This is a genomic window from Saccharothrix sp. S26 (assembly GCF_021390395.1).
Taxonomy (GTDB): Bacteria; Actinomycetota; Actinomycetes; order Mycobacteriales; family Pseudonocardiaceae; genus Actinosynnema.
Window position 1 is genome coordinate 67,519 of record NZ_JAJUWT010000002.1, and the last position, 23,638, is coordinate 91,156.

The window sequence follows — 23,638 nt, forward strand, 5'->3', positions numbered from 1 at the left end:
GAGGCCATGGGCGTGGCACGGGACGAACGCAGGCTGTTGACCGAGCTGTTCACCGAGGTCGGGCCGGACGCGCCCACGCTGTGCGACCCGTGGCGCACCCGCGACCTCGCCGCGCACCTCGTGCTGCGGGAACGCCGGCCGGACGCGGCGGCGGGCATCCTGGTCAAGCCGCTGGCCGGGCACACGCGGAAGGTCCAGGACGCCTACGCCGCCAAGCCGTGGGACGAGCTGGTCGGGCTGGTCCGCTCCGGCCCGCCCCGGTTCTCGCCCTACGCCGTGGCGGACGAGCTGGTCAACGCCGTCGAGTACTTCGTGCACCACGAGGACGTGCGCCGGGCCCGCGACGGCTGGGAGCCGCGTTCACCCGATCCGGTACGAGACGCGGTGCTGTGGCGGCGGCTCGCGCCGACCGCCCGGATGATGTACCGCAAGAGCCCCGTCGGGGTGGTGCTGCGCCGCCCGGACGGCGAGGTGGTCGTGGCCAAGCGCGGCCCGAACCCCGTGGTGCTGACCGGACAGGTCTCGGAACTGCTGGTGCACGTGTTCGGCCGGGCCGCCGCGCGCGTGGAGTACGACGGCGCGGACGAGGCCGTGCGCCTGGTGCGCGGCCTCGACCGGAGCATGTAGTCGCAGCTTGCCGAGGGTGACGCGGTAGATTTCCGCCCATGACCGGAAGTCCTACCGCCTCGCCCGGCCGCCCCTTCGGCCGCGTGCTCACCGCCATGGTCACCCCGTTCGACGCGGAGGGGGCGGTGGACCTGGGCAAGGCGCAACGGCTCGCCGAGCACCTGGTCGAGCTGGGCAACGACGGTCTGGTGGTCAACGGCACCACCGGCGAGAGCCCCACCACCACCGACGCGGAGAAGGCGGACCTGGTCCGCGCCGTGGTCGAGGCGGTCGGCGACCGCGCCACCGTGGTCAGCGGCGCGGGCACGTACGACACCGCGCACAGCGTCCACCTGGCCAAGCAGGCGGAGGCGGCGGGCGCGCACGGCCTGCTGCTGGTCACCCCGTACTACTCGCGGCCCACCCAGGCGGGTGTGCTCGCGCACTTCACCGCCGTGGCCGACCAGGTCGGTCTGCCCGTGATGCTGTACGACATCCCGCCGCGCACGGTGATCCCCATCGAGGTGGACACGCTGCTGCGGCTGGCCGAGCACCCGCGTATCCTCGCGGTGAAGGACGCCAAGGGCGACCTGCTCGCGGGCAGCAAGGTCATCGCCGCCACCGACCTGGCCTACTACTCCGGTGACGACCCGCTGAACCTGCCGTGGCTGTCGGTCGGCGCGGTCGGCTTCGTCAGCGTCATCTCGCACATCGCCGCGGACCGGCTGCGCGACCTGCTCGACGCGTTCGAGTCCGGCGACGTCGCCGGCGCGACCGCGATCCACCAGTCGCTGCTGCCGCTGCTGCGGCCCTTCAGCCGGATGCCCGGCGTGACCTACGCCAAGACCGCGCTGCGTTTGCGCGGCCTCGACGTGGGCGACCCGAGGCTGCCGCTGGTACCCGCTTCAACCGAGGACATCAAGGCCGTCGAGGCCGAATTGGGAGTCAACGCGTGATCAACCCGAGCTCACCCCCGCCCGCACTGCCCGACGGAGGTCTGCGCGTCGTCGCACTGGGCGGCATCGGCGAGGTCGGCCGCAACATGACGGTGTTCGAGCACGCCGGCCGGCTGCTCGTCGTGGACTGCGGCGTGCTCTTCCCCGAGGACGACCAGCCTGGCGTCGACCTGATCCTGCCGGACTTCCGGGCCATCGAGGACCGGTTGGACGACATCGAGGCGCTGGTGCTCACCCACGGGCACGAGGACCACATCGGCGCGGTGCCGTTCCTGCTCAAGCTGCGCCCCGACCTGCCGGTGGTGGGGTCGCGGTTCACGCTGGCGCTGCTCGCGGCCAAGTGCAAGGAACACCGCCAGACGCCGAAGCTGATGGAGATCACCGACGGCGAGCGGCGCGCGTTCGGGCCGTACGAGCTGGAGTTCTTCGCGGTCAACCACTCCATCCCGGACGCGGTCGCGGTCGCGATCCGCACGGCGGCGGGCCTGGTGCTGCACACCGGTGACATCAAGCTCGACCAGCTGCCGCTGGACGGCAGGCTCACCGACCTGGCCGGGTTCTCCCGGCTCGGCGACGAGGGCGTGGACCTGTTCCTGGTCGACTCGACCAACGCCGAGGTGCCGGGGTTCGTCGCGCCGGAGCGCGAGATCGGGCCGGTGCTGGAGAACGTGGTCCGCAAGGCCAACCAGCGCGTGATCGTGGCGTGCTTCGCCTCGCACGTGCACCGCGTGCAGCAGGTGCTGGACGTGGCCGTGCAGTACCAGCGGCGGGTCGCGCTGGTCGGCCGGTCGATGGTGCGCAACATGGGCATCGCGGCCGAGCTGGGCTACCTGAACGTGCCGGACGGGTTGTTCGTGGACCTCAACGAGGCCATGGAGATGCCCGAGGACCAGGTGATGTTCGTGTCGACCGGGTCGCAGGGCGAGCCGCTGTCGGCGTTGTCGCGGATGGCCCGCGGCGAGCACCGGCAGATCTCGATCAAGGCCGGTGACACGATCGTGCTGGCGTCCTCGCTCATCCCGGGCAACGAGAACGCGGTGTTCGGCGTGGTCAACGGCCTGGCCCGGCTGGGCGCGACGGTCGTGCACCAGGGCAACGCCAAGGTGCACGTGTCCGGCCACTCGCCGGCCGGCGAGCTGCTGTTCCTCTACAACGCGGTGCGGCCGTCGAACGTGATGCCGGTGCACGGCGAGTGGCGGCACCTGCGCGCCAACGCCGCGCTGGCCGTGGCGACGGGCGTGAACCCCGACCGGGTCGTCATCGCCGAGGACGGCGTGGTGGTGGACATGGTCGACGGCAAGGCGGCCATCAGCGGCAAGGTCGAGGTCGGCCACGTCTACGTCGACGGCCTGTCGGTCGGCGACGTCGGCGAGTCCACGCTGTCGGACCGGCTCGTGCTCGGCGAGGGCGGTTTCATCGCGATCACCGTGGCCGTGGACTCCAACAGCGGCCGCGCGGTGGCCCCGCCGACCGTGTCCGGCCGGGGGTTCTCCGATGACCCGAAGGCGCTGGACCAGGCGGTGTCCCTGGTGGAGATGGAGCTCTCGCGCACGGAGGCCGAGGGCATCACCGACTCGCACCGCATCGCGCAGGCCGTGCGCCGCGTGGTGGGCCGCTGGGTCGCCGAGACCTACCGCCGCCGGCCGATGATCGTGCCGACGATCATCCCGGTGGACTGACGCGCGGGGGTGGGCGGCTACGGTCGGCCGCCCACCCCCGGTGCGGCACCCGACTTCCGCGGCGGTGCGCCTCGGCGGGCGCGGTGCCGGTTAGGGTTCCACGCGGTGCGTGTGCCGCTCGTCGGGAGGACGTGACATGGCTGAGGTGGTGCTCTTCCACCACGCGCACGGGGTGACGCCCGGCGTGGAGGTCTTCGCCGAGCGGTTGGCGGCGGCCGGGCACACCGTGCACGTGCCCGACCTCTTCGAGGGGCGGATCTTCGTGGACCTGGGCGACGGGCTCGACTACGTCGGCGAGGTCGGGTTCGCCACGATCGCCGAACGCGGCCGGCTCGCCGCCGAAGGGTTGCCCGCCGGGGTCGTGTACGCGGGGTTCTCGCTGGGCGTGCTGCCGGCGCAGATGCTGGCCCAGACCAAGCCGGGCGCGGCGGGTGCGTTGTTGGTGAGCGCGTGCGTCCCGGTGTCGGAGTTCGGCCCGTGGCCCGCGGGTGTGCCCGTGCAGGTGCACGCCATGGCCGACGACGCGTCGTTCGTGCGGGACGGCGACATCGACGCGGCGCGGGACCTCGTGGCGGGCGCGGCGGACGGGGAGCTGTTCCTCTACCCCGGCGACAAGCACCTGTTCGCCGACGAGAGCCTGTCGACCTACGACGAGGTGGCCGCCGCGCTGTTCATGGAACGCGTGCTCGCCTTCCTGAACTAGCGCCGCATCCCGATCCTGGGCAGCACCGCGTTCTCGACCCGGTCGCCGTCCGAGCTGCTGGTGGGACAGGCCGGGTTCTAGGGCGTGCGCGCCGGTCCGGCGGTGCGCCACTTCGCGGCTCGCAGGTAGCGCTCCAGCCCGTTGAGCTTCTGGTCGGCGATGAACGTGGACCGCTCGTTGATGATGATGTTCTCAGCGTGCCGGATGCAGGCCCAGGCGGAGTCGCCCCACGGATCGGCGACCTTGACCTCGACGGGGTTGTCGCAGGGGCTCGACAAGCCGAGCTGGCACGTCCTGGGGTGCTCGCCGTCGAGGTGGCCGGCCGCGAGGTGGCGCAACTGGCCTGCCAGCTTCGCCGACGCGGTGGCGTGCGTCCCGGACGTCTCGTCCAAGCCGCGTTCGGCACGCACCGCCTGGATGGCGGCCAGGCGCAGCTCCAACTGGTCGGCGACGATCCCGGCGAGCGCGGTGAGCGTCGCGACCTGGGCGTCGGTGACCTCGCGGGGTTCGCGGTCGATCACGTTGACCGTGCCCAACCGGTGCCCGTCGCCGGTGATGATCGGCGCGGCGGCGTAGAAGCGCAGGCCCAGCTCGCCGCGCACCAGCGGGTGGTCCAGGGTGCGGGGGTCGACCGCACCGTCGGTCACCACGTACGCCTCGTCCTGCAGCACGGCCGAGGCGCACAGGCCGGGCTCGGTGCCGATCTGCGTCACGCCCGACAGGCCGTGGCAGGCCGCGAACCACACGCGGTCGACGTCCACGATCGTCACGGTCGCGATCGGCGTGCCGAACACCAGCGCGGCCACCTGGGCGACGCTGTCGAAACTACCGTCGGCGGGCGCGTCCAGAATGTGGTAGCGGCGGACCGCCGCCAGACGCTCCGGATCGGTGTGAGTGGGCACGGGAGCAACGATAACCGAGGCTCACCGCGCGTCCGGACCGCGAGAGATCTTCTGACCGTGCCACGTGCCACGTTTGACCACCGAGGACATCGGGTGGCAGCGCGGTGGCGCAAGAGCAGCCATGGAACGCGTGCTCGCCTTCCTGGACCAGGCGCCGCGCCACCGCGGCGAGGTCAGCCGGTGACCGTCCACATCGGAGGGTGGAGCGCGCGGCGCCGGTCGGCCTCCGCCACCGCCGCGCGTTCACCCGAGTTCCGCGCGCCAAGGACTCCCGCCGGTGGTCGGCCGCGTGGGGTCGTGGAACTTCGGCAGGTCCGGCTCGTCGATCCGCAGCGGCACCAGGCCCGCCGTGATCGCGCGCATGATCCGCTCGTGCGCGCGCCGCGCGTCGCCCGGCTTGCCGTCCTCCAGCCCGGACAGGTCCACCGGCTTGCCGAAGTGCACCTTGAACGTCGGCCGCTTGCGCAGCCCGCGCACGTAGGACGTCAGGTAGGGCTTGAAGTCGTCCCAGCCGCTCACCCGCGTGTTGCCCCAGTAGACGGCCTCGTGCGCGCCCCACTGGCTCACCGGCACCACCGGGATCCCACCGCTGAGCGCGAGCCGCGCCGCGCCCGTCTTGCCGCGCTCCGGCCACAGGCCCGGGTCGAGGCTGATCCGCCCCTCCGGGTACATCGCGATCGGGTCGCCCCCGCGCCGCAACGCCTCGACGGTGCGGTGGTAGGCGTCGCCGACGTTCGCCGCGGCGCGGTCCACCCGCAGGTGGCCGGAGGCGCGCAGCGCGGGCCCCATGACCGGCGCGTCGAGCAACCCGCCGGTGAGCAGGAAGCGCGGCGCGACACCGATCCGGCGGCACGCCGCGATCAGCACGAACGGGTCGAGGTTGCCGATGTGGTTGGACGCGAGCAGCAGGGGACGTCCCCTGAGGTCCGCCGGGATGTCGCCGGTGACTTCGAGTCGTCCGCTGAGACCGACGAACCCTTGGTCGACGGCGGTCAGCACGCGCCACAGCAGTGGTGTGGGCACAGCGCGAAAGGCTACGGCGTGTCGACGTGTCGACGCAGCCGGTTCGGGGCAACCATGGGCGTCGAGCAGCGCACGTCACGTCCCCCTGTGAACGGTGGGGTCGCTGGGGCTCAAGGGACTACCGTATACACCATGGCCGGCCGAACTGGGACCTCGCGCAAGGGCACGACCCGTCGCACCGGATCAGGGTCGAAGCCCCGCTCCGGCGCGTCCCGACCGGCCGCGAAGCGCGCACCCGCCAGGCGGCCGCCGGCGAGGAGGTCCTCCGGTTCCGTCGGCAGGGTCTGGGGCCTGCTCGGCCGCGGGGTCGGGTCGGTGGTCCGCGCGGTCGGCCGGGGCAAGGAGCTCGACCCCGCGCACCGCCGTGACGGCCTGGCGCTCGTGCTCATCTCGTTGGCCGTGATCACCGCCGCGGGCGTGTGGTGGCAGGCGGGCGGACCGGTCGGCCAGTGGGTCGACGTGGCCGTGCGCAGCTCCGTCGGCGGTCCCGCGGTGATCGTGCCCGTGGTGCTGCTGGCGATCGGCGTGGCGCTGATGCGCACCGACCCGAACCCGGAGGCCCGACCGCGCCTGGTGATCGGCTCGATCCTGGTCATGGTCGGCTTCCTGGGCATGTTCCACCTCGCGGGCGGCCTGCCGATGGACCCGGTCGCCCGCCGGGACGCCGGTGGCGCGCTGGGCTACCTCTCGGGCGGGTTCCTCGCCCAGGGCCTCACGTCGTGGGTCGCCGGGCCGCTGCTCGTGCTGATCTTCGCCTACGGCGTCCTGCTGCTCGTGCACCTGCCGATCCGCGAGGTGCCCGGCAAGCTCGGCGGCCTGCTGCACCGCAGGGGTGACCAGCTCGACGGCTTCGACGCCGACGACCTCGAGCCGGAGCCGGAGGTCGAGGAGAAGCCGGCGAAGCCGCGCCGCCCGTCGCGCAGCCGCCGCCAGGCCGTGACCGCCGACGTCGACGAGCAGCCCGAGCTGCCGCTGGACGAGGAGCCGCCCCCGCCGCCGCCCCCGGCCAAGCCCGCGCCCAAGCCGAAGGCCACCCCGGAGACGCCCAAGGCCGCCGCGATCGCCGTGCGCGCGGTCGAGGGCGACTACCGGCTGCCGCCGCCGACCATCCTCAAGGACGGCGACGCGCCGAAGGCCCGCAGCAAGGCCAACGACCTGATGATCGAGGCCATCTCCGGCGTGCTCGACCAGTTCTCCATCGACGCGCAGGTCACCGGCTTCACCCGCGGCCCGACGGTCACCCGGTACGAGGTGGAGCTGGGGCCCGGCGTGAAGGTCGAGAAGATCACCGCGCTGACCAAGAACATCGCCTACGCCGTGGCCACGGACAACGTGCGGCTGCTGGCCCCGATCCCGGGCAAGTCCGCCGTGGGCATCGAGGTGCCCAACAGCGACCGCGAGATGGTGCGGCTGGGCGACGTGCTGCGCTCGCCGTCCACGGTCAAGGACAACCACCCGATGGTCATCGGGCTGGGCAAGGACATCGAGGGCCACTTCGTCACCGCGAACCTGACCAAGATGCCGCACCTGTTGGTCGCGGGTTCCACGGGTTCGGGCAAGTCGAGCTTCGTCAACTCGATGCTGGTGTCCCTGCTGGCCCGCGCCACGCCGGACGAGGTCCGGATGATCCTCATCGACCCGAAGATGGTCGAGCTGACGCCGTACGAGGGCATCCCGCACCTGATCACGCCCATCATCACCCAGCCGAAGAAGGCCGCCGCCGCGCTGGCCTGGCTGGTCGAGGAGATGGAGCAGCGCTACCAGGACATGCAGGTCAACCGGGTGCGGCACATCGACGACTTCAACCGCAAGGTGCGGTCGGGCGAGATCACCGCGCCGCCGGGCAGCGAGCGCGAGTACCGCCCGTACCCCTACATCATGGCCATCGTGGACGAGCTGGCCGACCTGATGATGACCGCGCCGCGCGACGTCGAGGACGCCATCGTCCGGATCACCCAGAAGGCCCGTGCGGCGGGCATCCACCTGGTCCTGGCGACGCAGCGCCCGTCGGTGGACGTCGTCACGGGTCTGATCAAGACGAACGTGCCGTCGCGGCTGGCGTTCGCCACGTCGTCGTTGACCGACTCGCGGGTCATCCTCGACCAGCCGGGCGCGGAGAAGCTGATCGGCATGGGCGACGGCCTGTACCTGCCGATGGGCGCGTCGAAGCCGGTGCGCATCCAGGGCGCGTACGTCGGGGACGACGAGATCGCCGAGATCGTCAACTTCACCAAGGACCAGGCGCAGCCCGAGTACACCGACGGCGTCACGGCGGCGAAGGCGGGCGAGAAGAAGGAGATCGACGCCGACATCGGTGACGACCTGGAGCTGTTGATCCAGGCGGCCGAGCTGATCGTGACGTCGCAGTTCGGCTCGACGTCGATGCTCCAGCGCAAGCTGCGGGTCGGGTTCGCCAAGGCCGGTCGGCTCATGGACCTGCTGGAGACGCGCGGCGTGGTCGGCCCGTCGGAGGGCTCGAAGGCGCGCGAGGTGCTGATCAAGCCGGACGAGCTGGACTCGGTCGTCCACCTGATCCGCGGCGGCTCCGGTCCGGGCGACGACGACGCGGACGACGACTGACTTTTCCGGCGGAAAGCGCACGTCGAATGCGTGGTCGAATAGCGCGGTCGAATCGGTCGAACGCGTCCCGAATGGTTCACGTCATTGACTGCCGGGCCATTCGGCTGCAATAGTCCGTGCATCCGACTCCGTCGCCGATCATCCCCGCGCGGTTCGAGTCGAAGCGATTCGACTCGCTGCGCCGAGTGGGCAGCGTTGCCCGGGAAGAAGCGTCATGAACAGGATGCGCACGGCCGCCGTCGCGGTCGCTCTGGTCGGTTTTCTCCTCGGCTCCACCGGGATCGCGCAGGCCGCGACCTGGGGTTCCAGTGACCAGTGGGCCACCTGGTCCAACGGCGGGTACACCATCCGCAACAACATCTGGGGCTCCGGCGCGGGGCCCCAGTCGATCTGGGCCAACTCCTACAGCAACTGGGGCGTGTGGGCCAACCACCCCAACACCGGTGGCGTGAAGTCCTACCCGCACGCGGGGAAGATGATCAACCAGCGGCTCAGCTCGCTGGGCAGGCTTTCCAGTTCGTTCAACGTGTCCCGGCCGAGCGCGGGCGCCTACGCGACGGCTTATGACATCTGGGCCAACAACAACGCCTACGAGATCATGATCTGGGTGAACAAGCAGGGCGCGGTCGGTCCTATCGGGTCGAAGCAGACCACCGCGACCGTCGGCGGCCACACCTGGGACGTGTACCGGGGTTCCAACGGGGCGAACGCCGTGTTCTCGTTCGTGCGGACCAGCAACACCAACGCCGGCACGGTCGACGTGCTCGCGGTGCTGAGGTGGATCCAGGCGCGCGGCTGGTACGGCGACGTCACGGTCGGCGACGCGCAGTTCGGGTTCGAGATCACGTCGTCGTCGGGCGGCATGAACTTCATCGCGAACAGCTACTCGATGACCACGTGATCCTGGGCCGCGCCGCCGTCGCGCCGGCTTGGGACCGCCGGAATTGTCAGACCCTTCGGGCAGAATAAAAGCAGGGGTCCCCTTGGCGGGGACCCCTGCCGGGCATTGCGGGTTCCCCGCGCGGAACGCCGGTGCAGCGTTGCGCGCCGGGAGTGGTCAGCTCGCGCCGAACTCGCGCACCGCCTGGTAGTACAGGTCCGCAGTCCGGTTGCAGGACCAGTTGCCGGCGCACTGGTTGTACAGGTCGGTCCTGAAGTTGTTGTCGATCCTCAACCGGGTCGTCTCGTTGAACCGGCCCTGCCGCTTGTAGTTGCGGTAGCCGAAGTCGTGCCGGTGGCAGGCGGGCAGGAACTTGAAGCCGAACGGGTTGTCCGGCGACCACGAGCAGCCGTCCGACGACCAGTCGAGCTGGTCGCTGTAGGGCCGCTGCGTCCGCAGCGCGCTGAACTGCGACAGGGACTTGCTGAACAGGTAGTCGTCGGTGACGGCGGGCGCGTTGATGGCCGCCTGGCCGACACCGGCGCCGGCCAGCAGGGCGAGCGAGGCGACCACGACGGCGAAAGCGTTGCGCAGGGATTTCGCGAGCACTGTTGTTCCCCTCGGTTTTCGGGCTTGAGGGGTTCTTACCGGCCGGAGATCAACGCACAACAGCCCCGATCGGCTCATACCGCGGCAACGACGGGTGAACGTCGCGCGACACGTCATCACGCCCGCCGATCACCCCGGCCAGGCCATCCGGGGGCAGACCGCCTGCGCCGACCCGCCCCCTCCGCCCACCCCGAACCGCCCACCGCGTTACGCGTGCCTCCGCAACACCGGCTGGTCCGCGAGCACGACCGCCGATCGCGTCACGAGTTCGGCATCCCCGCGTGCCGCTTCGCGCAGCCGCACCCCAGGCGTGATCACGTCGCACGCCGGCGGTAGTACTCCGACACCCACGGCCCGCTCAGGCCGACCGCCATCACGTACGCGTACACCGCCACGACCACCACCGGACCCAACGCCGTGGCCGCCCGCGGCACCAGCAGCCACTCCGCGACGAACAACAGCGCCCAGAACGCCAGCCGCTTCACCCCCGGCCACCACGGCCGCCTGCCGATCGACCGGTCGTACCGGTACCCCGCGCGCAGACCGACCAGCCCGCCGACCAGCGCGATCACGCCCCGGCCCTCCGCACGTCGAACGGGCCGGCCGGGGATCCTCCGGGGCGGGAAGCGGTCAGCGGACCCACCGCGCCCAGCTCCCGCGGACCGGCGAGCCGGCCCCGGTCGAGCGGGCGAGCCGAACCCCTCCGCACCGGCTCGAACCGCTCGACCGACACCCGCACCCCGGCACGCACGACGGGACGACCGTCCCGCCACGCCGGGGCGAGCCCGAGCGCGATCACCTGACCAGCTCGTCGTGCTCGTCACCCCGGTCGAGGAACCGCTGGATCGTCGGCTCGTCGGGGACCTCGTCGTCCTCGTCGGTCTCGATGAGACGTTCCGCGATGGGCACCGGTTCCTCGACCCACGCCGGGTGGAAGTCGTCGCTGGGCAGCAACTGGTGGCGGCGGGCGAACTCCTCGGCGGCCTCGCGGATCGACTCGCGCAACGTGCCGACGACGACCGTCTCGGCGGTGTAGGTCAGCTCCACCAGCAGCGCGCGCATCCGGTCGAGCTGGTCGTCCTGGCCCGCGTTGTCGGCCAACTGCGGCCACAGCCGTCGTTCGAAGACCTCCACGAAGTCGGCCGCGATGCCGTCGGTGGCCGTGCGCAGGTTGGCGAACTTGTCCAGCACGTCGTCGCAGGGGACGGCCAGCGCGGCGAGCCGGTTGCCGGCCTCCAGCGCCCAGCGGCGGGCGTGCGGCCAGCCGCGCCGCCAGCGGACCAGGCCGAGCTGCACGGCCCGGCGCAGCACGCGCGGCCGCACGTCGCCCAGCGGCACCAGGCGGCTGATGTCGCGCACCCGGAGCCGGACCCAGTCGTCCGGGCCCTCCGCCTCGCCCACCCCCAGCACGGCCGCGACGCTCGCGCCCTTCTCCCGCGCCTTCACCAGCTCGGCGATGGCGGGCAGGGAGAAGCCGCGGGACTGGAGTCGTTGCACGAGCGTGAGGCGTTCCAGGTGGGACGCGTCGTAGTAGGCGACGCGCCCCTGCCGCCGGGGCGGGTGCAGCACACCCTTGGTCTGGTACATGCGGATGGTGCTGCCGGGCAGGCCCACCCGGACCGCCAGCTCGTCGACCGTCAACTGCTCCACGACGCCGATCTTGACGTTCGACGTTCGTGGAGTCAAGACTCTTCGAGTGAATACTCGAAGAGTTACAGGTGCAGCAGCATGCGCGAGTTGCCCAGGGTGTTCGGCTTCACGTACGACAGGTCGAGGAACTCCGCGACGCCCTCGTCGGCCGACCGCATGATCTCCTCGTAGACCTCGGGGGAGACGGGCGTGCCGTCGATCTCCACGAACCCGTGCCTGCCGAAGAACTCGGTCTCGAACGTGAGCACGAACAACCGCTCCAACTGCAGCTCGCGCGCGGTCTCGATGAGCCGGTGCACGATCCGGTGCCCGATCCCCCGCCCCAACGCGTGCGGCGACACCGCGACCGAGCGGATCTCGGCGAGGTCCTCCCACAGCACGTGCAGCGCACCGCACCCGAGGACCACGCCGTCCTCCTCGGCGACCCAGAACTCCTGGATGTCCTCGAACAGCGTGACGAGCGGCTTGGCCAGCAGCACCTTGCCGGCGTAGGCGTCGATGAGGGCCTTCATCGCCCGAACGTCGCCGGTGCGGGCGCGCCGCACGTTGATCGAGTCGTTCACGGTGCAAACGCTATGCCCAGCCGTTGTGCGACGAACGCTCAGGTGAGCCGTGTCATGGCGCGGCGGGTCGCTCACCACGCGGACGGCGCACGGGCGGGTGGGGGAGGGGCGGGCGCCGGTTACGCTGAGCACCGTGTCTTCCCCCACCACGTCCAAGCGCGTCGCCATGCTGACCCTCGGGTGCGCCCGCAACGAAGTCGACTCCGAAGAGCTCGCCGGCCGCCTCACCGCCGGCGGGTGGGAGCTGGTCGACGACGAAGCCGACGTGGTCGTGGTCAACACCTGCGGCTTCGTCGAGTCCGCCAAGAAGGACTCCGTGGACACGCTGCTCGCCGCCGCCGACAGCGGCGCGAAGGTGGTCGCGGTCGGGTGCATGGCCGAGCGCTACGGCGCCGAGCTGGCCGAGAGCCTCCCCGAGGCCGACGCCGTGCTCGGGTTCGACCACTACACCGACCTCGCCGACCGCCTCGACGACGTCCTGGCCGGTCAGAGCATCGAGTCGCACAAGCCGGTCGACCGGCGCACGCTGCTGCCGCTCACCCCCGTGCAGCGGCCCCAGGCGGCCGAGGAGGTGCAGGTGCCCGGGCACGGGTGGGGCCCGCGCGTGCTGCGCACCCGCCTCGCCGACACCCCCGTCGCGCCGCTGAAGATCGCCTCCGGCTGCGACCGCCGCTGCTCGTTCTGCGCGATCCCGTCCTTCCGCGGCGCGTTCGTGTCCCGCCACCCGGACGAGGTGGTGGCCGAGGCGATGTGGCTGGCCGAGCGGGGCGTGCGCGAGGTGTTCCTGGTCTCGGAGAACTCCACCTCCTACGCCAAGGACCTGCCCCGGGAGCTGGGCGGCCTGGAGCTGCTGCTCCAGCGGCTGGCGAAGGTGCCCGGCATCGACCGCGTCCGCGTGTCCTACCTCCAGCCCGCCGAGACCAAGCCCACGCTGGTCAAGGCCATCGCCACCACCGACGGCGTCGCCGACTACTTCGACATGTCGTTCCAGCACTCCAGCGAGCGCGTGCTGCGCCGGATGCGCCGCTTCGGCTCCACCGAGTCGTTCCTGGGCCTGGTCGAGCAGATCCGCTCGCTCGCGCCGCGCGCGGGCATCCGCAGCAACGTCATCGTCGGCTTCCCCGGCGAGACCGAGGAGGACGTGGCCGAGCTGGAGCGCTTCCTCACCGCCGCGCGGCTGGACGCGGTCGGCGTGTTCGGCTACTCCGACGAGGACGGCACCGAGGCCGAGAACCTGCCGGACAAGGTGGACGCCGACACGATCGCCGAGCGCGTCGCCCGCATCTCCAACCTGGTCGAGGAGCTCACCTCCCAGCGCGCCGAGGAGCGCGTGGGCGAGGAGGTCGTCGTCCTGGTCGAGACCGCGGAGGACGACGAGAACGACTGCGTCGGCCGGGCCGCCCACCAGGCGCCCGAGGTCGACGGCGAGTGCGTCATCACCAACGCCGACGGCCTGCGGGTCGGCGACCTGGTGCGCTGCCGGGTCGACGCCTCGGAGGGCGTGGACCTGGTCGTCTCCGCGATCGAGGTGCTCCCGAGGTGACCGAACCCGCGCGCGTGCCGGTGCTGAACATCGCCAACGTGCTGACGATGTCCCGGCTGGTGCTCGTGCCGGTGTTCCTCTACCTCCTGTTCGCCGAGGACGGCCACCAGCCGTGGTGGCGGCTGGCCGCCTTCGGGGTGTTCGCGGTGGCCTCGGTCACCGACCACGTCGACGGCAACCTGGCCCGCAAGCACGGCCTGATCACCGACTTCGGCAAGATCGCCGACCCGATCGCGGACAAGGCGCTGACCGGGGCCGCGCTGGTGGGCCTGAGCCTGCTGGGCGAGCTGGCCTGGTGGGTGACGATCCTCATCGCGGTCCGCGAGCTGGGCGTGACGCTGCTGCGCTTCTGGGTGATCCGCCACGGCGTGATCCCGGCCAGCCGCGGCGGCAAGGCCAAGACGCTCGTGCAGATCGTCGCCATCGGCCTGTACGTGCTGCCGCTGCCCTCGTGGCTGGACGTGGTCTCGGTGGCCACGATGGGCGCGGCCGTGGTGCTGACCGTCGTCACGGGCGTCGACTACGTCGTGCGCGCTTTCCGGCTGCGCGCGAGGGGCAAGCGGGCGGTGGCCGGGGCGTGAGCGCCGCCGACGTCGTCGAGGCCCTCAAGGGGCGTGGTGAGACGGTCGCCACCGCCGAGTCGCTGACCGCCGGCCTGGTGACCGCCGCGCTGACCGACGTGCCGGGCTCCAGCGCGGTGGTGCGCGGCGGGCTCGTGGTGTACGCGACCGACCTCAAGCACGCGCTCGCGGGCGTGGACGCGGCGCTGCTGGCCCAGCACGGCGCCGTGCACCCCGAGGTGGCCCGGCAACTCGCCGAGGGCGCACGGGAGCGCTGCGGCGCGACGTGGGGCCTCGGGCTGACCGGCGTGGCGGGCCCCGACCCCCAGGACGGGGTCGCGCCGGGCACCGTCCACATCGGTTTGTCCGGTCCGTCCGGTTCCTTCGTCTCGACGCTCACTCTGGGTGGTGATCGTGACGAAGTCCGCAAGAGTTCGACAACGGCCGCGCTGGACCTCCTGCGTGACCACCTGGAGCTCCCGGTCGAGTGACGTGAGCAGCGCGTTCCCGGTCACACCCGAACACACACGCGGGAACTTACCCGCGAGTTCACTCGTTCGCCCTTGGCGGACGTGTCGGGAAGTCACTGCCCGTCGACGGGACGGGTCGGTAACGTGGTGGCACGGCCGGCCGGAAGGAGGCGCGCGATGACCGTGCTGCTACGCGAGGCGATCGGTGATCGGCTCCGCCATGCCCGCACCACCCAACGCCGCACGCTGCGCGAGGTCTCCAGGACCGCACGCGTCAGCCTCGGGTACCTCTCCGAGGTGGAGCGTGGCCGCAAGGAGGCGTCCAGCGAGCTGTTGGCCGCGATCTGCGAGGCGTTGGACCTGCCCCTGTCGGAGCTGCTGCACCTGGTCGCCTCGGACATCGGCGCCGTCCAGCGGCCCGTGCCGACCGCGGCCGAGCTCGCCGAGCGGGCACCCGCGTCCGCGTCCGCGGGCCTGGAGGGTGGCGCGATGGTGCCTGCGGTGATCGGCAACGACCTGTCCGACCTGCGGTTGCAGCCCGTGCTCACGCACCGGCTGTCCACTTCGATCAGCAAGCCGCGCGACGCGGTGGTGGCGGCGTAACCCGAACCACACGTGCCGAAGCCGAGCCGGTCCGACCGGCTCGGCTTTCGGCGTTGCCGCGAGGTTCGTCGTGCAACGACTTGGCAACCCCGTGCGGGGTCGCCGCGTCCCCATCGGTGGCGGGCGGGCAGGATGACCATGCCGACGAAAGTCGGGGGTGACTCAGGGTGATCCCGGATATCTCCCCAGGTCGGTGGAAGCAGCGCGGGACAACTGACACGATGGAACCAACACCGGCACCGGGTCGTTGCCAATCACGAGCGCGAGCCAGGGAAGTGCGGAGAAGGCAGGCGTAGGAGATGGCCAACCCTTTCGTGAAGGCGTGGAAGTACTTCATGGCGGCGTTCTCGTCCAAGATCGATGAGCACGCCGACCCGAAGGTGCAGATCCAGCAGGCCATCGAGGAGGCGCAGCGGCAGCACCAGGCGCTGTCGCAGCAGGCCGCCGCGGTGATCGGCAACCAGCGCCAGCTCGAGATGAAGCTCAACCGCCAGCTCGGCGAAGTGGAGAAGCTCCAGGCATCCGCACGCCAGGCGCTCGTGCTCGCCGACGAGGCCCGCGCGAAGGGCGACGAGCAGCGGGCGACGCAGTTCGAGTCGGCCGCGCAGGGCTTCGCCACCCAGCTGGTGACCGCGGAGCAGAGCATCGAGGACCTCAAGACGCTGCACGACCAGGCGTTGCAGGCGGCCACGCAGGCCAAGCAGGCGGTGGAGCGCAACGCGATGGTCCTGCAGTCCAAGCTCGCCGAGCGCACCAAGCTGCTCAGCCAGCTGGAGCAGGCGAAGATGCAGGAGCAGGTCTCCAACTCGCTGCGCCAGATGACCGAGCTGGCCGCGCCGGGCAACACGCCGTCGCTGGAAGAGGTCCGTGACAAGATCGAGAAGCGGTACACCACCGCGCTCGGCTCGGCGGAGCTCGCGCAGAACTCGGTGCAGGGCCGGATGCTGGAGGTCCAGCAGTCGACCACCGAGATGGCGGGCCAGTCCCGGCTCGAGCAGATCCGCGCCTCGATGGCGGGCGGCAAGGTCGCCGGCGAGGTCACCAGCGGTCAGCCGGCCAGTGCGAGCGCGAGCATCCAGCAGGAGATCCAGCAGCGGGTGCAGCAGACGCAGGCGCAGCCGACCCAGCAGATGCAGCAGAACCCGCCGGCGAACCAGGGCTGAGAGGATGGTGTCCGCGATGGAACCCCGGCGGAAGGTGGCCGGCGAGATCGCCCAGATCATCGGTGGCCAGCTCCAAGGGCAACTCGCGGACCAGGTGAAGCGGCGTTACGCCGCGTGGAACGACCCGCGCGCGAAGCTCGACCGGCGCTACCGCCGGTCGAGCCGCGTGCTCACCTTCTGGCTGATCGTGCTCGCCCTGCTCACGGCGGTCGGCACGCTGGCCATCCTGGGTGTGATCACGCCCGGCATCGGCGTCGGCGCGGCCCTCGGGTTCGCCGGCACGTCCGTGCTGGCCGTGCGCACGAACCTCAAGATGCGCGACATCAACGCCCAGCGGCGTGAGCTGGCGGCCGTGCCCGTGCACGAGCCGCTGCCCGCCCGCTCCTCGGCGGCGCGCCAGCCGATGGAACGGCTGGAGGAGGCCGAGGACACGCTGCGGGAGCTGCTGCGCCAGCTCGACTCGGCGGCGTTGACCTCCATCCCCACCGACTCGGTCGAGCAGGCCCGCGCCACCGGCGCGGAGGCGTCGTCCGCGATCCGGGCCGTGTCACGCCAACTGCAAGCCGTGGAACGCGCGCGCGACACCGCCCCGCCGCTGGACCGCGCCCCGCTCGTGGAGGGCGTGCGACGACTGCGGGCCCAGTTGGACGAGGGCGTGGACGGCTACTGCGGCCTGGTCGCCGCGGCCGGCCGGGTGCTCGCCGAGAGCACCGCGACGAACCCCCGGCAGGTGCTGGCCGACGCGACGGACCACCTGGCGGGTCTGTCGTCGGCGCTGCGCGAGCTGTCGCGCTGAGCCGTCGCGGACCGGGCGCGCAGGACCTCGCCGCCATCTGCACGAACCGGGATTACATCACGTTGCGTAGCGGGTTTGGGCTAACCTCGCAGCCGTAGTGGCGTACGCTGCTGCGATCGTGTGATTATCAGACCGTTATATAGCCGCAGCCACTACTTGGCGTGGCAGGATCCCTGGGTCGGACAGCGTGGTCCGTCCTGGTCGCCGGGGAGGTCATTGAGTGGCGTTGTGGACCGTGCGCGGTGATGGCCGCCCCACCGATGGCGACGCCATCGCGCCGCAGGAGCGGCTGAGCTGGCCGCGCACCATCGGTTTCGGCGCCCAGCACCTGGTCGCCATGGCAGGCGCCACGATCCTCGTCCCCGCCACCACCGGCCTGCCGGTCAGCACCACCCTGCTGTTCTCCGGCGTCGGCACCCTGCTGTTCCTGCTGATCACCCGCAACCGCGTGCCCAGCTACCTCGGCGCGTCGTTCGCGTTCATCGCGCCGCTGTCCGCCGCCCGTGACGAGGGCATCGCCGCGCAGCTCGGCGGTGTGCTCGCGGCCGGCCTGCTGGTGATCATCATCGGGGTCGCGGTGAAGGCCCTGGGCGTGCGGCTGCTGGAGGCCGTGATGCCGCCGGTGGTGACCGGCGCGGTGGTCGTGCTGATCGGGCTGAACCTCTCGCACCGGGCCACCGACTCGTTCGCCCAGCAGCCGCTGCCCGCCGCCGTGACGCTGGGCGTGATCCTGCTGTGCGGGGTGCTCGGCCGCGGCTCGTCGTTCCGCTTCTCCGTGCTCATCGGCGTGGCCGCCGGGTGGGCGCTGGGCCTGTGGCTGGGCCTGGTCGACACCGCCGCCGTGGGCCGGGCCGCGTGGTTCGGGCTGCCCGAGTTCCACGCGCCGGAGCTGCGGCCGTCGGTCACCCTGTTGGTGCTGCCGGTGGTGATCGTGCTGGTCGCGGAGAACGTCGGCCACGTCAAGGCGGTCGGCGCGCTGACCGGCCGCAACCTCGACGGCAACGTCGGCGACTCGATCATCGCCAACGGCGTGTCCACCGCGCTGGCCGGCTTCGGCGGTGGGTCCGGCACCACCACCTACTCCGAGAACATCGGCGTGATGGGCGTGACCAAGGTCTTCTCCACCGCCGCGTACGCGGTGACGGGGGTGGCCGCGGTGCTGATCTCGTTCTCGCCGAAGGCCGTCGCCGTGCTGGCGAGCATCCCGGCGGGCGTGGTCGGCGGTGCGACGCTGGTGCTGCTCGGCCTGATCAGCCTGGTCGGCGTGCGGGTGTGGATGGACAACCGGGTCGACCTGACCAACCCGGGCAACGCGCTGGTCGGCGGCGCGGCCCTGGTCGCCGGGGTGGGCGACCTCACGCTGGTGGTGGGCGACATGGAGCTGGGCGGCCTGGTCTGGGGCTCGCTGCTGGTGGTGATCCTGCACCCGGTGCTGCGCTGGCTGCGGACCGCCCGCGGGGTGTAGCCGTCACCCGAGGTGCGCCTCCTCGTAGGCGAAGTGCGCCTCCAAGTCCTGCTCCAGCCGGTCGAGCTCGGGGCGCAGCCGGTCCGGGTCGTCGGCCGGGGCGGTGATCCGCTCGATCACGTCCGCGACGACGTGGTGCTCCTTGCGCAGCTTCGCCGGCACGGGCGCGAGCGCGGGGTCGTGGCCCTCGAACGCGGTGAACGCGCCGTCCTCCCGCATGTGGTGCATCCGCAGGTTGTCGCAGAACGCCAGGCAGTGGTCGCGCAGGTCGCGGCGGGCGGTCGGGTCCGCGCGCAGCCGGCGCAGCTCGGCCCTCAGGTCCTCGTGGTGGCGGCGCAGCTGGGCCCCGAGCACCGCGACCCGTTCGGGGTCGAGCCGCAGCACGGTGAGCGCGACGACCGGGATCACCCGCGTGGTGACCTCGACGTAGCCGCGGAACGCCGGGTCCCGTCGCGCTTGGACCTCGTGGAAGTGGTCGCGTTCGGCCCCTTCGAGCGGCACGGCCCGCGCGGCGTGCCTGCGCAGCACGCCGTCCTCGCGGATCGCGATCATGACCTGCGGGTCGGCCAGCAGGTTGCGGTACCAGTCGGGGTGGCAGGTCCCCGCCCTCGAAGGGACCGCCCACCAGGCCGCCGTCGGCCCGGAACTCGTCGATGATCGCCTGGTTCACGCTGGCGCGCGGGCGTGGCGGGCGGCGCTGGAGCCGTTGACGCCCGATCAGCGAGGGGTGTTCGTGGAGACCTTCAAGGCGTACGAGGACGCGTTGGACGGGTGAGTCACCGCAGCGCGCTCGTGATGCGGCGCACCAGCCCGGGGCCCTCGTAGATGAACCCGGTGTAGACCTGGACCAGGCTCGCGCCCGCGTCCAGCATCCGCTTGGCGTCGTCCGCGCTCGCGATGCCGCCGACGCCGATGATCGGCAGCCGCCCGTCGGTCTCCCGGCTGACGAACCGCACCACCTCGCGCGCGCGGGCGGCCAGCGGCTTGCCGCTCAGCCCGCCCGCCTCGTGCGCCAGGCGCTGGTCGGCCGGGGCCAGGCCGTCGCGCGACAACGTGGTGTTCGTCGCGATCAGGCCGCTGACCTCGTGCGCCGCGCACACCTCCAGCAGCTCGGCGATCGCCGGGTCGGTCAGGTCCGGCGCGATCTTGACCAGGATCGGCTTGGCCGGCTTCGACCCGGCGAGGTCGCGCGCGGTGGCGTTGAGCGCGGACAGCAGTTCGGTCAACGCGCCCCGGTCCTGGAGGCTGCGCAGACCCGGCGTGTTCGGCGAGCTGATGTTGATCGCGAAGTAGTCGCCGTGGCGGTAGAGCGCGCGCAGGGACGTTCGGTAGTCCTCCACCGCGTCCTCGACCGGCGTGACCTTGGACTTGCCCAGGCTGATGCCCAGCGGCACGGACAGCGGGCCGAGGCGGTCGAGCCGGTTGGCCAGCTCCAGCGCGCCGTCGTTGTTGAAGCCCATCCGGTTGATGATCGCCTCGCTGTCGCGCAGCCGGAACAGGCGCGGCTTGGGGTTGCCCGGCTGCGCGTGCCGGGTGACCGTGCCCACCTCGACGAACCCGAACCCGAGCGCGCCCCACGCGGGCAGCGCCCGGCCGTTCTTGTCCAGCCCCGCGGCCAGGCCGACCGGGTTGGGGAACCGCACGCCGAAGACCGTGCGCTCGCAGGCGGGCTTGCGCCGGACGAGCTTCGCCGCCGGGCTCAGCTTCTCCAGCACGCCGAGAGTGGTCTCGTGGACCCGCTCCGCGTCCCCGCCGTGCATCCGGAACAACGCCTTGCGCACCACGTTCTTGTAGACCACGCCGGCAACCCTAAGCGATCGGCCCTGGCTGGCAGCGCGGGCACCAGTACGCGGGACGCTCCAGCACGCCCGCGCCCTGCCCGCCGACGCACACCCTCGTCCCGCACCGCAGGCACGGCTTGCCGCCCCGCTCGAATACCCAGTGCTGCCGCCCGCGCCCCATGAGCCCGGTCGTGTTCTGCTCCGGCCGCCACGCGTTGGCCAGCAGCAGCTTGCGCGCCAGCCGCACCGCCTCCGCCGGGTCCACCGCGGACACCGGGCTCCACGGCGAGACGCCGAGCAGGAAGCACACCTCGGCCTTGTAGAGGTTCCCCACGCCCGCCATCACGCGCTGGTCCAGCAGGGCCAGGCCCAGCTCGCGGTCCGGGTCCGCGACGAGCCGGGCGACCGCCTCGGCGGCCCGGTCGTCGTCCCACTCGCCCAGCAGGTCCGGTCCCAGGTGCCCGACCAGCCGAGACTCCTCGCCGGTCGGCAGCAGCTCCAGGTCGTGCAGCGCGAAACCCACCGCGATCCGGTCGGGCACCTCCAGCAGCGCCCGCACCTGGTGGCCGGGCCGCCGCCAGCGCTCGCCGGGCCGGTAGAGGTGCCAGGCGCCGTCCATGCGGAAGTGGCTGTGCAGGCTCAGGTCGCCGGAGAACCGGGTGAACAGGTGCTTGCCGACCGAACGCACCGCCAGCACGTCCCGGCCGCTCAGGTCCGCGGTGGCCCACTTGGGGTGGCGGAGCTCGCCGCGCAGGAGCCGGCGGCCGGCCAGCGCCTCGTTGAGGCGGTGCCCGGCCAGGAAGACCGTGTCACCCTCGGGCACCGCTGTCGAAGACCAGCCTCAGGCCGAACCCGACCAGCACGGTCGCGGTCAGCCGCTCGGTCCACCGCCGCACCGCGGGCCTGGTCAGCACGACCACCGCACGCCCGGCGAGCCACACCACCACGAGCTGCCACACCTGGCCGACGGCCACGTGCACGCCCACCAGCAGCGCGCCCCACCCGGCCGACGCCTGGTCGGTCGGCAGGAACTGGGGGAGCAGGCTCAGGTAGAACACGCCGATCTTCGGGTTGAGCAGGTTCGTGGTGAACCCGATCCGCAACGCCTGCGCGGGCGTGGTCGACGGCACGTCCGCCGGCCGGTCGGGCGTGCCGCGCCACGACTTCCACAACGCCGACCCGCCCAGCCACAGCAAGTACGCGGCGCCGGCGTACCGCACGACGTCGTAGGCGAAGCGGGACGCCACCAGCAGCGCGGTCAGCCCGGCGATGCTCGCCGCACCCCACACCAGGCAGCCCAGCGTGGTGCCCAACCCGCCGACCACACCGGCCTTGCGCCCGCCGCCGAGCACCATGCGCAACAACATCATGGTGTCCAGGCCGGGCGTGATCGTCAGCAGGACCGCCGCGACGGTGAACGCCAGCAGGGCGGTCGCGCTCACGCGTCCACCGCTTCCTCGATCTCGTCGTCGTCGAAGTCGTGGTGCACCGCCCGGCGTCTGCTCCGGCTGATCCGCAGTATCCGGGCGAGCAGCAGGTTGAACGCCAACGCCACCTCGCGCGCGCCCGGCGTGCCCCACTCGTGGATCGGCATGCAGGCGCCCTGCGCCTGCTGCACCGCCAACCGGTCCGGCAGCGCCACCGGCATCACCAGCGGCCCGAAGATGTCGCGCAGCTCGTCGATGCGGAACTGGTGCTCGTGCGACCGGGGCCGCACCCGGTTCACCACCACGCCCAGCGGCTGGAGGTTCTCGTTGTGCTCCCGCTCGGCCTGCACCGCCTCGAACGCCCGCTGCACGCCCGCCACCGCGAACATCGTGGGCTCCGTCACCAACAGCGCGCGATCCGCCGCCACCAGCGCCGACCGGGTCAACTGGCCCAGCGACGGCGGGCAGTCCAGCAGCACCAGCTGGTAGGGCTCCTCGTCGTCCTGGAGCAGCCGCAACGCCTCGCGCAGCCGGCCGAGCCGCGTCTCGCCGGGATCGGGGTGGTTCAGCGACTCCGCGTCCTCCGAACCCGCCAGCACGTCCACGCCGTCGCCCCACGCGCTGGGCGCGATCGCCCGGTCCAGCGTGTCGCGGCTCGGGTCCTGCAACACGTCGTAGATGCTGGCCTCGGTGTCACCCGGCTCCAGGGTGGAGGTGGCGTTGCACTGCGGATCGAGGTCGATGACCAGCGTGCGGACACCGCGCCGCAGCGCGGCCGACGCCAGACCGAGCGCGACCGTCGTCTTCCCAACGCCACCCTTGAGGCTGAGCACCGCCACCGTATGCACGTAGTGCAGCCTACGGCCCTTACGCTCTACGTCCATGCGACCGGACGCCGTACACAGGGTGCTCGACGCCGAGCTGACCGCCGCGCGGGACCGCCGGGGCGGTGAACCGCCGCGCGTGCTCGACGTGGGCGGCGGCAGCGGGGTGTGGGCCGTGCCGCTGGCCGTGGCCGGGTGCGCCGTGACGGTCGTCGACCCGAGCCCGGACGCGTTGGCGACGCTGCACCGCCGTGCGGCCGACGAGGGCGTGCTCGACCGCGTCACCGCGGTCCAGGGCGACACCGACGCGTTGGACCCCGACAGCTCGGCGGACCTCGTCCTGGGGCACGGCCTGCTGGAGGTCGTGGACGACGTGGCCGCCGCGCTGGCCGCGCTGGCGGCCGCGACGGCGCCGGGCGGCGCGGTGTCGTTGCTGGTGGCGAACCGGTACGCGGCCGTGCTGCACCGGGCCATCGCCGGACGCCTGGTCGACGCGCGACGGCTGCTGGACGACGAGGCCGGTCAACTGGTCGGCACCCGCGACCCGCTGCTGCGCCGGTTCGACGTGGCCGGGCTGGAGGCGCTGGTGTCGGCCGCGGGCCTCGAGGTCGAGCTGGTGCAGGGCCACGGCGTCGTGTCGGACCTGGTGCCGGGCTCGGTGCTGGAGTCGAGCCCGGGCGCGGCGGAGGCACTGGCCGAGCTGGAGCTGGCCGCCTCGACCCGCCCGCCGCTGCGGGACGTGGCCGCCCGGTTGCACGTCCTGGGCCGAAAGCCGGCCTGAGTGCGGTAGAACGGACTCTCCGCCGCCTACCGCAGAGGATCCGTCATGGGAGACCCGCACTTAGCCGGGGCCGG

27 protein-coding genes are annotated in these 23,638 nt (G+C 72.0%); 15 read left to right on the forward strand and 12 right to left on the reverse strand.

All coding sequences use genetic code 11. The features are described from left to right. The first annotated feature begins 6 nt into the window (after positions 1-6). The 4 genes from LZG04_RS02740 to LZG04_RS02755 all read left to right on the forward strand — a co-directional run bounded on the left by LZG04_RS02740 (position 7) and on the right by LZG04_RS02755 (position 3,944). A complete protein-coding gene (locus tag LZG04_RS02740; RefSeq protein WP_233812727.1) occupies positions 7-627 on the forward strand; it encodes a TIGR03085 family metal-binding protein in 621 nt (206 codons plus the stop codon). A gap of 38 nt (positions 628-665) precedes the next feature. Continuing rightward, entirely contained in the window at positions 666-1,562 is an 897-nt protein-coding gene (gene dapA, locus LZG04_RS02745) for a 4-hydroxy-tetrahydrodipicolinate synthase (protein WP_233812729.1), read from the forward strand. Next, positions 1,559-3,241 (forward strand): ribonuclease J, encoded by a 1,683-nt coding sequence (locus tag LZG04_RS02750; RefSeq protein WP_233812732.1) that lies wholly within the window; start codon positions 1,559-1,561, stop codon positions 3,239-3,241. Before dapA ends, LZG04_RS02750 begins: the two co-directional genes overlap by 4 nt. Before the next feature lie 136 nt (positions 3,242-3,377). Further along, positions 3,378-3,944, forward strand: coding sequence for a dienelactone hydrolase family protein (locus LZG04_RS02755; RefSeq protein ID WP_233812734.1), 567 nt, complete (start codon positions 3,378-3,380; stop codon positions 3,942-3,944). A gap of 77 nt (positions 3,945-4,021) precedes the next feature. Here LZG04_RS02755 and LZG04_RS02760 read toward each other — a convergent pair whose 3' ends face one another. Together LZG04_RS02760 and LZG04_RS02765 are read right to left on the reverse strand one after the other, a co-directional pair. Further along, the gene (locus tag LZG04_RS02760; protein WP_233812736.1) at positions 4,022-4,846 is read right to left on the reverse strand and encodes a GAF domain-containing protein; all 825 of its coding nucleotides are present in this window, start codon (positions 4,844-4,846) and stop codon (positions 4,022-4,024) included. Positions 4,847-5,089: 243 nt separating this feature from the next. Beyond that, positions 5,090-5,869: a 1-acyl-sn-glycerol-3-phosphate acyltransferase gene (locus LZG04_RS02765; RefSeq protein ID WP_233812738.1), complete on the reverse strand. Its 780-nt coding sequence runs from the start codon at positions 5,867-5,869 to the stop codon at positions 5,090-5,092. A gap of 132 nt (positions 5,870-6,001) precedes the next feature. On the opposite strand from LZG04_RS02765, the gene LZG04_RS02770 reads away from it, so the two are divergent. Both LZG04_RS02770 and LZG04_RS02775 read left to right on the forward strand, forming a co-directional pair. Then, positions 6,002-8,449 (forward strand): DNA translocase FtsK, encoded by a 2,448-nt coding sequence (locus LZG04_RS02770; protein WP_233812740.1) that lies wholly within the window; start codon positions 6,002-6,004, stop codon positions 8,447-8,449. A 223-nt stretch (positions 8,450-8,672) separates the two neighbouring features. Then, positions 8,673-9,350, forward strand: coding sequence for a hypothetical protein (locus tag LZG04_RS02775; RefSeq protein WP_308198950.1), 678 nt, complete (start codon positions 8,673-8,675; stop codon positions 9,348-9,350). Between the two features lie 156 nt (positions 9,351-9,506). Here the strand turns inward: LZG04_RS02775 and LZG04_RS02780 are convergent, their stop codons facing one another. The 5 genes from LZG04_RS02780 to LZG04_RS02800 all read right to left on the reverse strand — a co-directional run bounded on the left by LZG04_RS02780 (position 9,507) and on the right by LZG04_RS02800 (position 12,151). Next, entirely contained in the window at positions 9,507-9,938 is a 432-nt protein-coding gene (locus LZG04_RS02780) for a phospholipase (protein ID WP_233812744.1), read from the reverse strand. A 314-nt stretch (positions 9,939-10,252) separates the two neighbouring features. After that, entirely contained in the window at positions 10,253-10,510 is a 258-nt protein-coding gene (locus LZG04_RS02785) for a hypothetical protein (RefSeq protein WP_233812746.1), read from the reverse strand. Then, complete coding sequence (locus LZG04_RS02790; RefSeq protein WP_233812748.1) at positions 10,507-10,737, reverse strand: hypothetical protein; 231 nt, start codon at positions 10,735-10,737, stop codon at positions 10,507-10,509. The genes LZG04_RS02785 and LZG04_RS02790 overlap by 4 nt, the downstream gene beginning before the upstream one ends. After that, on the reverse strand, positions 10,734-11,588 hold the full coding sequence (locus LZG04_RS02795; protein WP_233812751.1) for a MerR family transcriptional regulator: 855 nt from the start codon (positions 11,586-11,588) through the stop codon (positions 10,734-10,736). Before LZG04_RS02795 ends, LZG04_RS02790 begins: the two co-directional genes overlap by 4 nt. Positions 11,589-11,650: 62 nt before the next feature. Then, positions 11,651-12,151 carry an amino-acid N-acetyltransferase gene (locus tag LZG04_RS02800; RefSeq protein ID WP_241829176.1) on the reverse strand — a complete coding sequence of 167 codons (501 nt, stop codon included), beginning with the start codon at positions 12,149-12,151 and terminating at the stop codon, positions 11,651-11,653. A 166-nt stretch (positions 12,152-12,317) separates the two neighbouring features. On the opposite strand from LZG04_RS02800, the gene rimO reads away from it, so the two are divergent. The 7 genes from rimO (at position 12,318) to LZG04_RS02835 (ending at position 18,751) form a co-directional block, all read left to right on the forward strand. Beyond that, positions 12,318-13,694 carry a 30S ribosomal protein S12 methylthiotransferase RimO gene (rimO, locus tag LZG04_RS02805; RefSeq protein ID WP_233813491.1) on the forward strand — a complete coding sequence of 459 codons (1,377 nt, stop codon included), beginning with the start codon at positions 12,318-12,320 and terminating at the stop codon, positions 13,692-13,694. After that, positions 13,691-14,275 carry a CDP-diacylglycerol--glycerol-3-phosphate 3-phosphatidyltransferase gene (gene pgsA / locus LZG04_RS02810; RefSeq protein WP_308198922.1) on the forward strand — a complete coding sequence of 195 codons (585 nt, stop codon included), beginning with the start codon at positions 13,691-13,693 and terminating at the stop codon, positions 14,273-14,275. Before rimO ends, pgsA begins: the two co-directional genes overlap by 4 nt. Further along, positions 14,272-14,745: a CinA family protein gene (locus tag LZG04_RS02815; RefSeq protein ID WP_233812753.1), complete on the forward strand. Its 474-nt coding sequence runs from the start codon at positions 14,272-14,274 to the stop codon at positions 14,743-14,745. The genes pgsA and LZG04_RS02815 overlap by 4 nt, the downstream gene beginning before the upstream one ends. Positions 14,746-14,901: 156 nt before the next feature. Further along, a complete protein-coding gene (locus LZG04_RS02820) occupies positions 14,902-15,327 on the forward strand; it encodes a helix-turn-helix domain-containing protein (RefSeq protein WP_233812755.1) in 426 nt (141 codons plus the stop codon). 299 nt (positions 15,328-15,626) lie between these two features. Continuing rightward, positions 15,627-16,490 carry a PspA/IM30 family protein gene (locus LZG04_RS02825; protein ID WP_233812757.1) on the forward strand — a complete coding sequence of 288 codons (864 nt, stop codon included), beginning with the start codon at positions 15,627-15,629 and terminating at the stop codon, positions 16,488-16,490. A 16-nt stretch (positions 16,491-16,506) separates the two neighbouring features. Beyond that, on the forward strand, positions 16,507-17,286 hold the full coding sequence (locus LZG04_RS02830) for a hypothetical protein (protein WP_233812759.1): 780 nt from the start codon (positions 16,507-16,509) through the stop codon (positions 17,284-17,286). A gap of 220 nt (positions 17,287-17,506) precedes the next feature. Next, a complete protein-coding gene (locus tag LZG04_RS02835) occupies positions 17,507-18,751 on the forward strand; it encodes a uracil-xanthine permease family protein (RefSeq protein WP_233812761.1) in 1,245 nt (414 codons plus the stop codon). A gap of 3 nt (positions 18,752-18,754) precedes the next feature. Here the strand turns inward: LZG04_RS02835 and LZG04_RS02840 are convergent, their stop codons facing one another. Next, positions 18,755-19,324 carry a hemerythrin domain-containing protein gene (locus tag LZG04_RS02840; protein ID WP_308198951.1) on the reverse strand — a complete coding sequence of 190 codons (570 nt, stop codon included), beginning with the start codon at positions 19,322-19,324 and terminating at the stop codon, positions 18,755-18,757. Between LZG04_RS02840 and LZG04_RS02845 the strand changes: the two genes are divergently transcribed. Next, complete coding sequence (locus LZG04_RS02845; RefSeq protein ID WP_233812763.1) at positions 19,302-19,526, forward strand: hypothetical protein; 225 nt, start codon at positions 19,302-19,304, stop codon at positions 19,524-19,526. The two genes, LZG04_RS02840 and LZG04_RS02845, sit on opposite strands and share 23 nt — an antisense overlap. Position 19,527: 1 nt before the next feature. Here the strand turns inward: LZG04_RS02845 and LZG04_RS02850 are convergent, their stop codons facing one another. The 4 genes from LZG04_RS02850 to LZG04_RS02865 are packed head-to-tail and all read right to left on the reverse strand — an operon-like array spanning position 19,528 to position 22,807. Beyond that, positions 19,528-20,550: a quinone-dependent dihydroorotate dehydrogenase gene (locus LZG04_RS02850; RefSeq protein ID WP_233812765.1), complete on the reverse strand. Its 1,023-nt coding sequence runs from the start codon at positions 20,548-20,550 to the stop codon at positions 19,528-19,530. 10 nt (positions 20,551-20,560) lie between these two features. Continuing rightward, positions 20,561-21,355: a DNA-formamidopyrimidine glycosylase family protein gene (locus LZG04_RS02855; RefSeq protein WP_233812767.1), complete on the reverse strand. Its 795-nt coding sequence runs from the start codon at positions 21,353-21,355 to the stop codon at positions 20,561-20,563. Further along, positions 21,342-21,974, reverse strand: a complete 633-nt coding sequence (locus LZG04_RS02860) for a LysE family translocator (RefSeq protein ID WP_233812769.1) — start codon at positions 21,972-21,974, stop codon at positions 21,342-21,344. Before LZG04_RS02860 ends, LZG04_RS02855 begins: the two co-directional genes overlap by 14 nt. Then, on the reverse strand, positions 21,971-22,807 hold the full coding sequence (locus LZG04_RS02865) for a ParA family protein (protein ID WP_233812772.1): 837 nt from the start codon (positions 22,805-22,807) through the stop codon (positions 21,971-21,973). The genes LZG04_RS02860 and LZG04_RS02865 overlap by 4 nt, the downstream gene beginning before the upstream one ends. Positions 22,808-22,841: 34 nt before the next feature. Here LZG04_RS02865 and LZG04_RS02870 point away from each other — a divergent pair, with 34 nt between their 5' ends. Then, complete coding sequence (locus tag LZG04_RS02870; protein WP_233812774.1) at positions 22,842-23,564, forward strand: bifunctional 2-polyprenyl-6-hydroxyphenol methylase/3-demethylubiquinol 3-O-methyltransferase UbiG; 723 nt, start codon at positions 22,842-22,844, stop codon at positions 23,562-23,564. Positions 23,565-23,638 lie beyond the last annotated feature (74 nt).

Excerpts from the sequence above, each read along its gene's own strand:
- rimO (WP_233813491.1), top strand. The coding sequence starts at position 12,318 with ATGCTGACCCTCGGGTGCGCCCGCAACGAAGTCGACTCCGAAGAGCTC.
- LZG04_RS02775 (WP_308198950.1), top strand. The coding sequence starts at position 8,673 with ATGCGCACGGCCGCCGTCGCGGTCGCTCTGGTCGGTTTTCTCCTCGGC.
- LZG04_RS02755 (WP_233812734.1), top strand. The coding sequence starts at position 3,378 with ATGGCTGAGGTGGTGCTCTTCCACCACGCGCACGGGGTGACGCCCGGC.
- LZG04_RS02845 (WP_233812763.1), top strand. The coding sequence starts at position 19,302 with ATGACCTGCGGGTCGGCCAGCAGGTTGCGGTACCAGTCGGGGTGGCAG.
- LZG04_RS02770 (WP_233812740.1), top strand. The coding sequence starts at position 6,002 with ATGGCCGGCCGAACTGGGACCTCGCGCAAGGGCACGACCCGTCGCACC.
- LZG04_RS02820 (WP_233812755.1), top strand. The coding sequence starts at position 14,902 with ATGACCGTGCTGCTACGCGAGGCGATCGGTGATCGGCTCCGCCATGCC.
- LZG04_RS02870 (WP_233812774.1), top strand. The coding sequence starts at position 22,842 with ATGCGACCGGACGCCGTACACAGGGTGCTCGACGCCGAGCTGACCGCC.
- LZG04_RS02740 (WP_233812727.1), top strand. The coding sequence starts at position 7 with ATGGGCGTGGCACGGGACGAACGCAGGCTGTTGACCGAGCTGTTCACC.
- LZG04_RS02825 (WP_233812757.1), top strand. The coding sequence starts at position 15,627 with ATGGCCAACCCTTTCGTGAAGGCGTGGAAGTACTTCATGGCGGCGTTC.
- LZG04_RS02830 (WP_233812759.1), top strand. The coding sequence starts at position 16,507 with ATGGAACCCCGGCGGAAGGTGGCCGGCGAGATCGCCCAGATCATCGGT.
- dapA (WP_233812729.1), top strand. The coding sequence starts at position 666 with ATGACCGGAAGTCCTACCGCCTCGCCCGGCCGCCCCTTCGGCCGCGTG.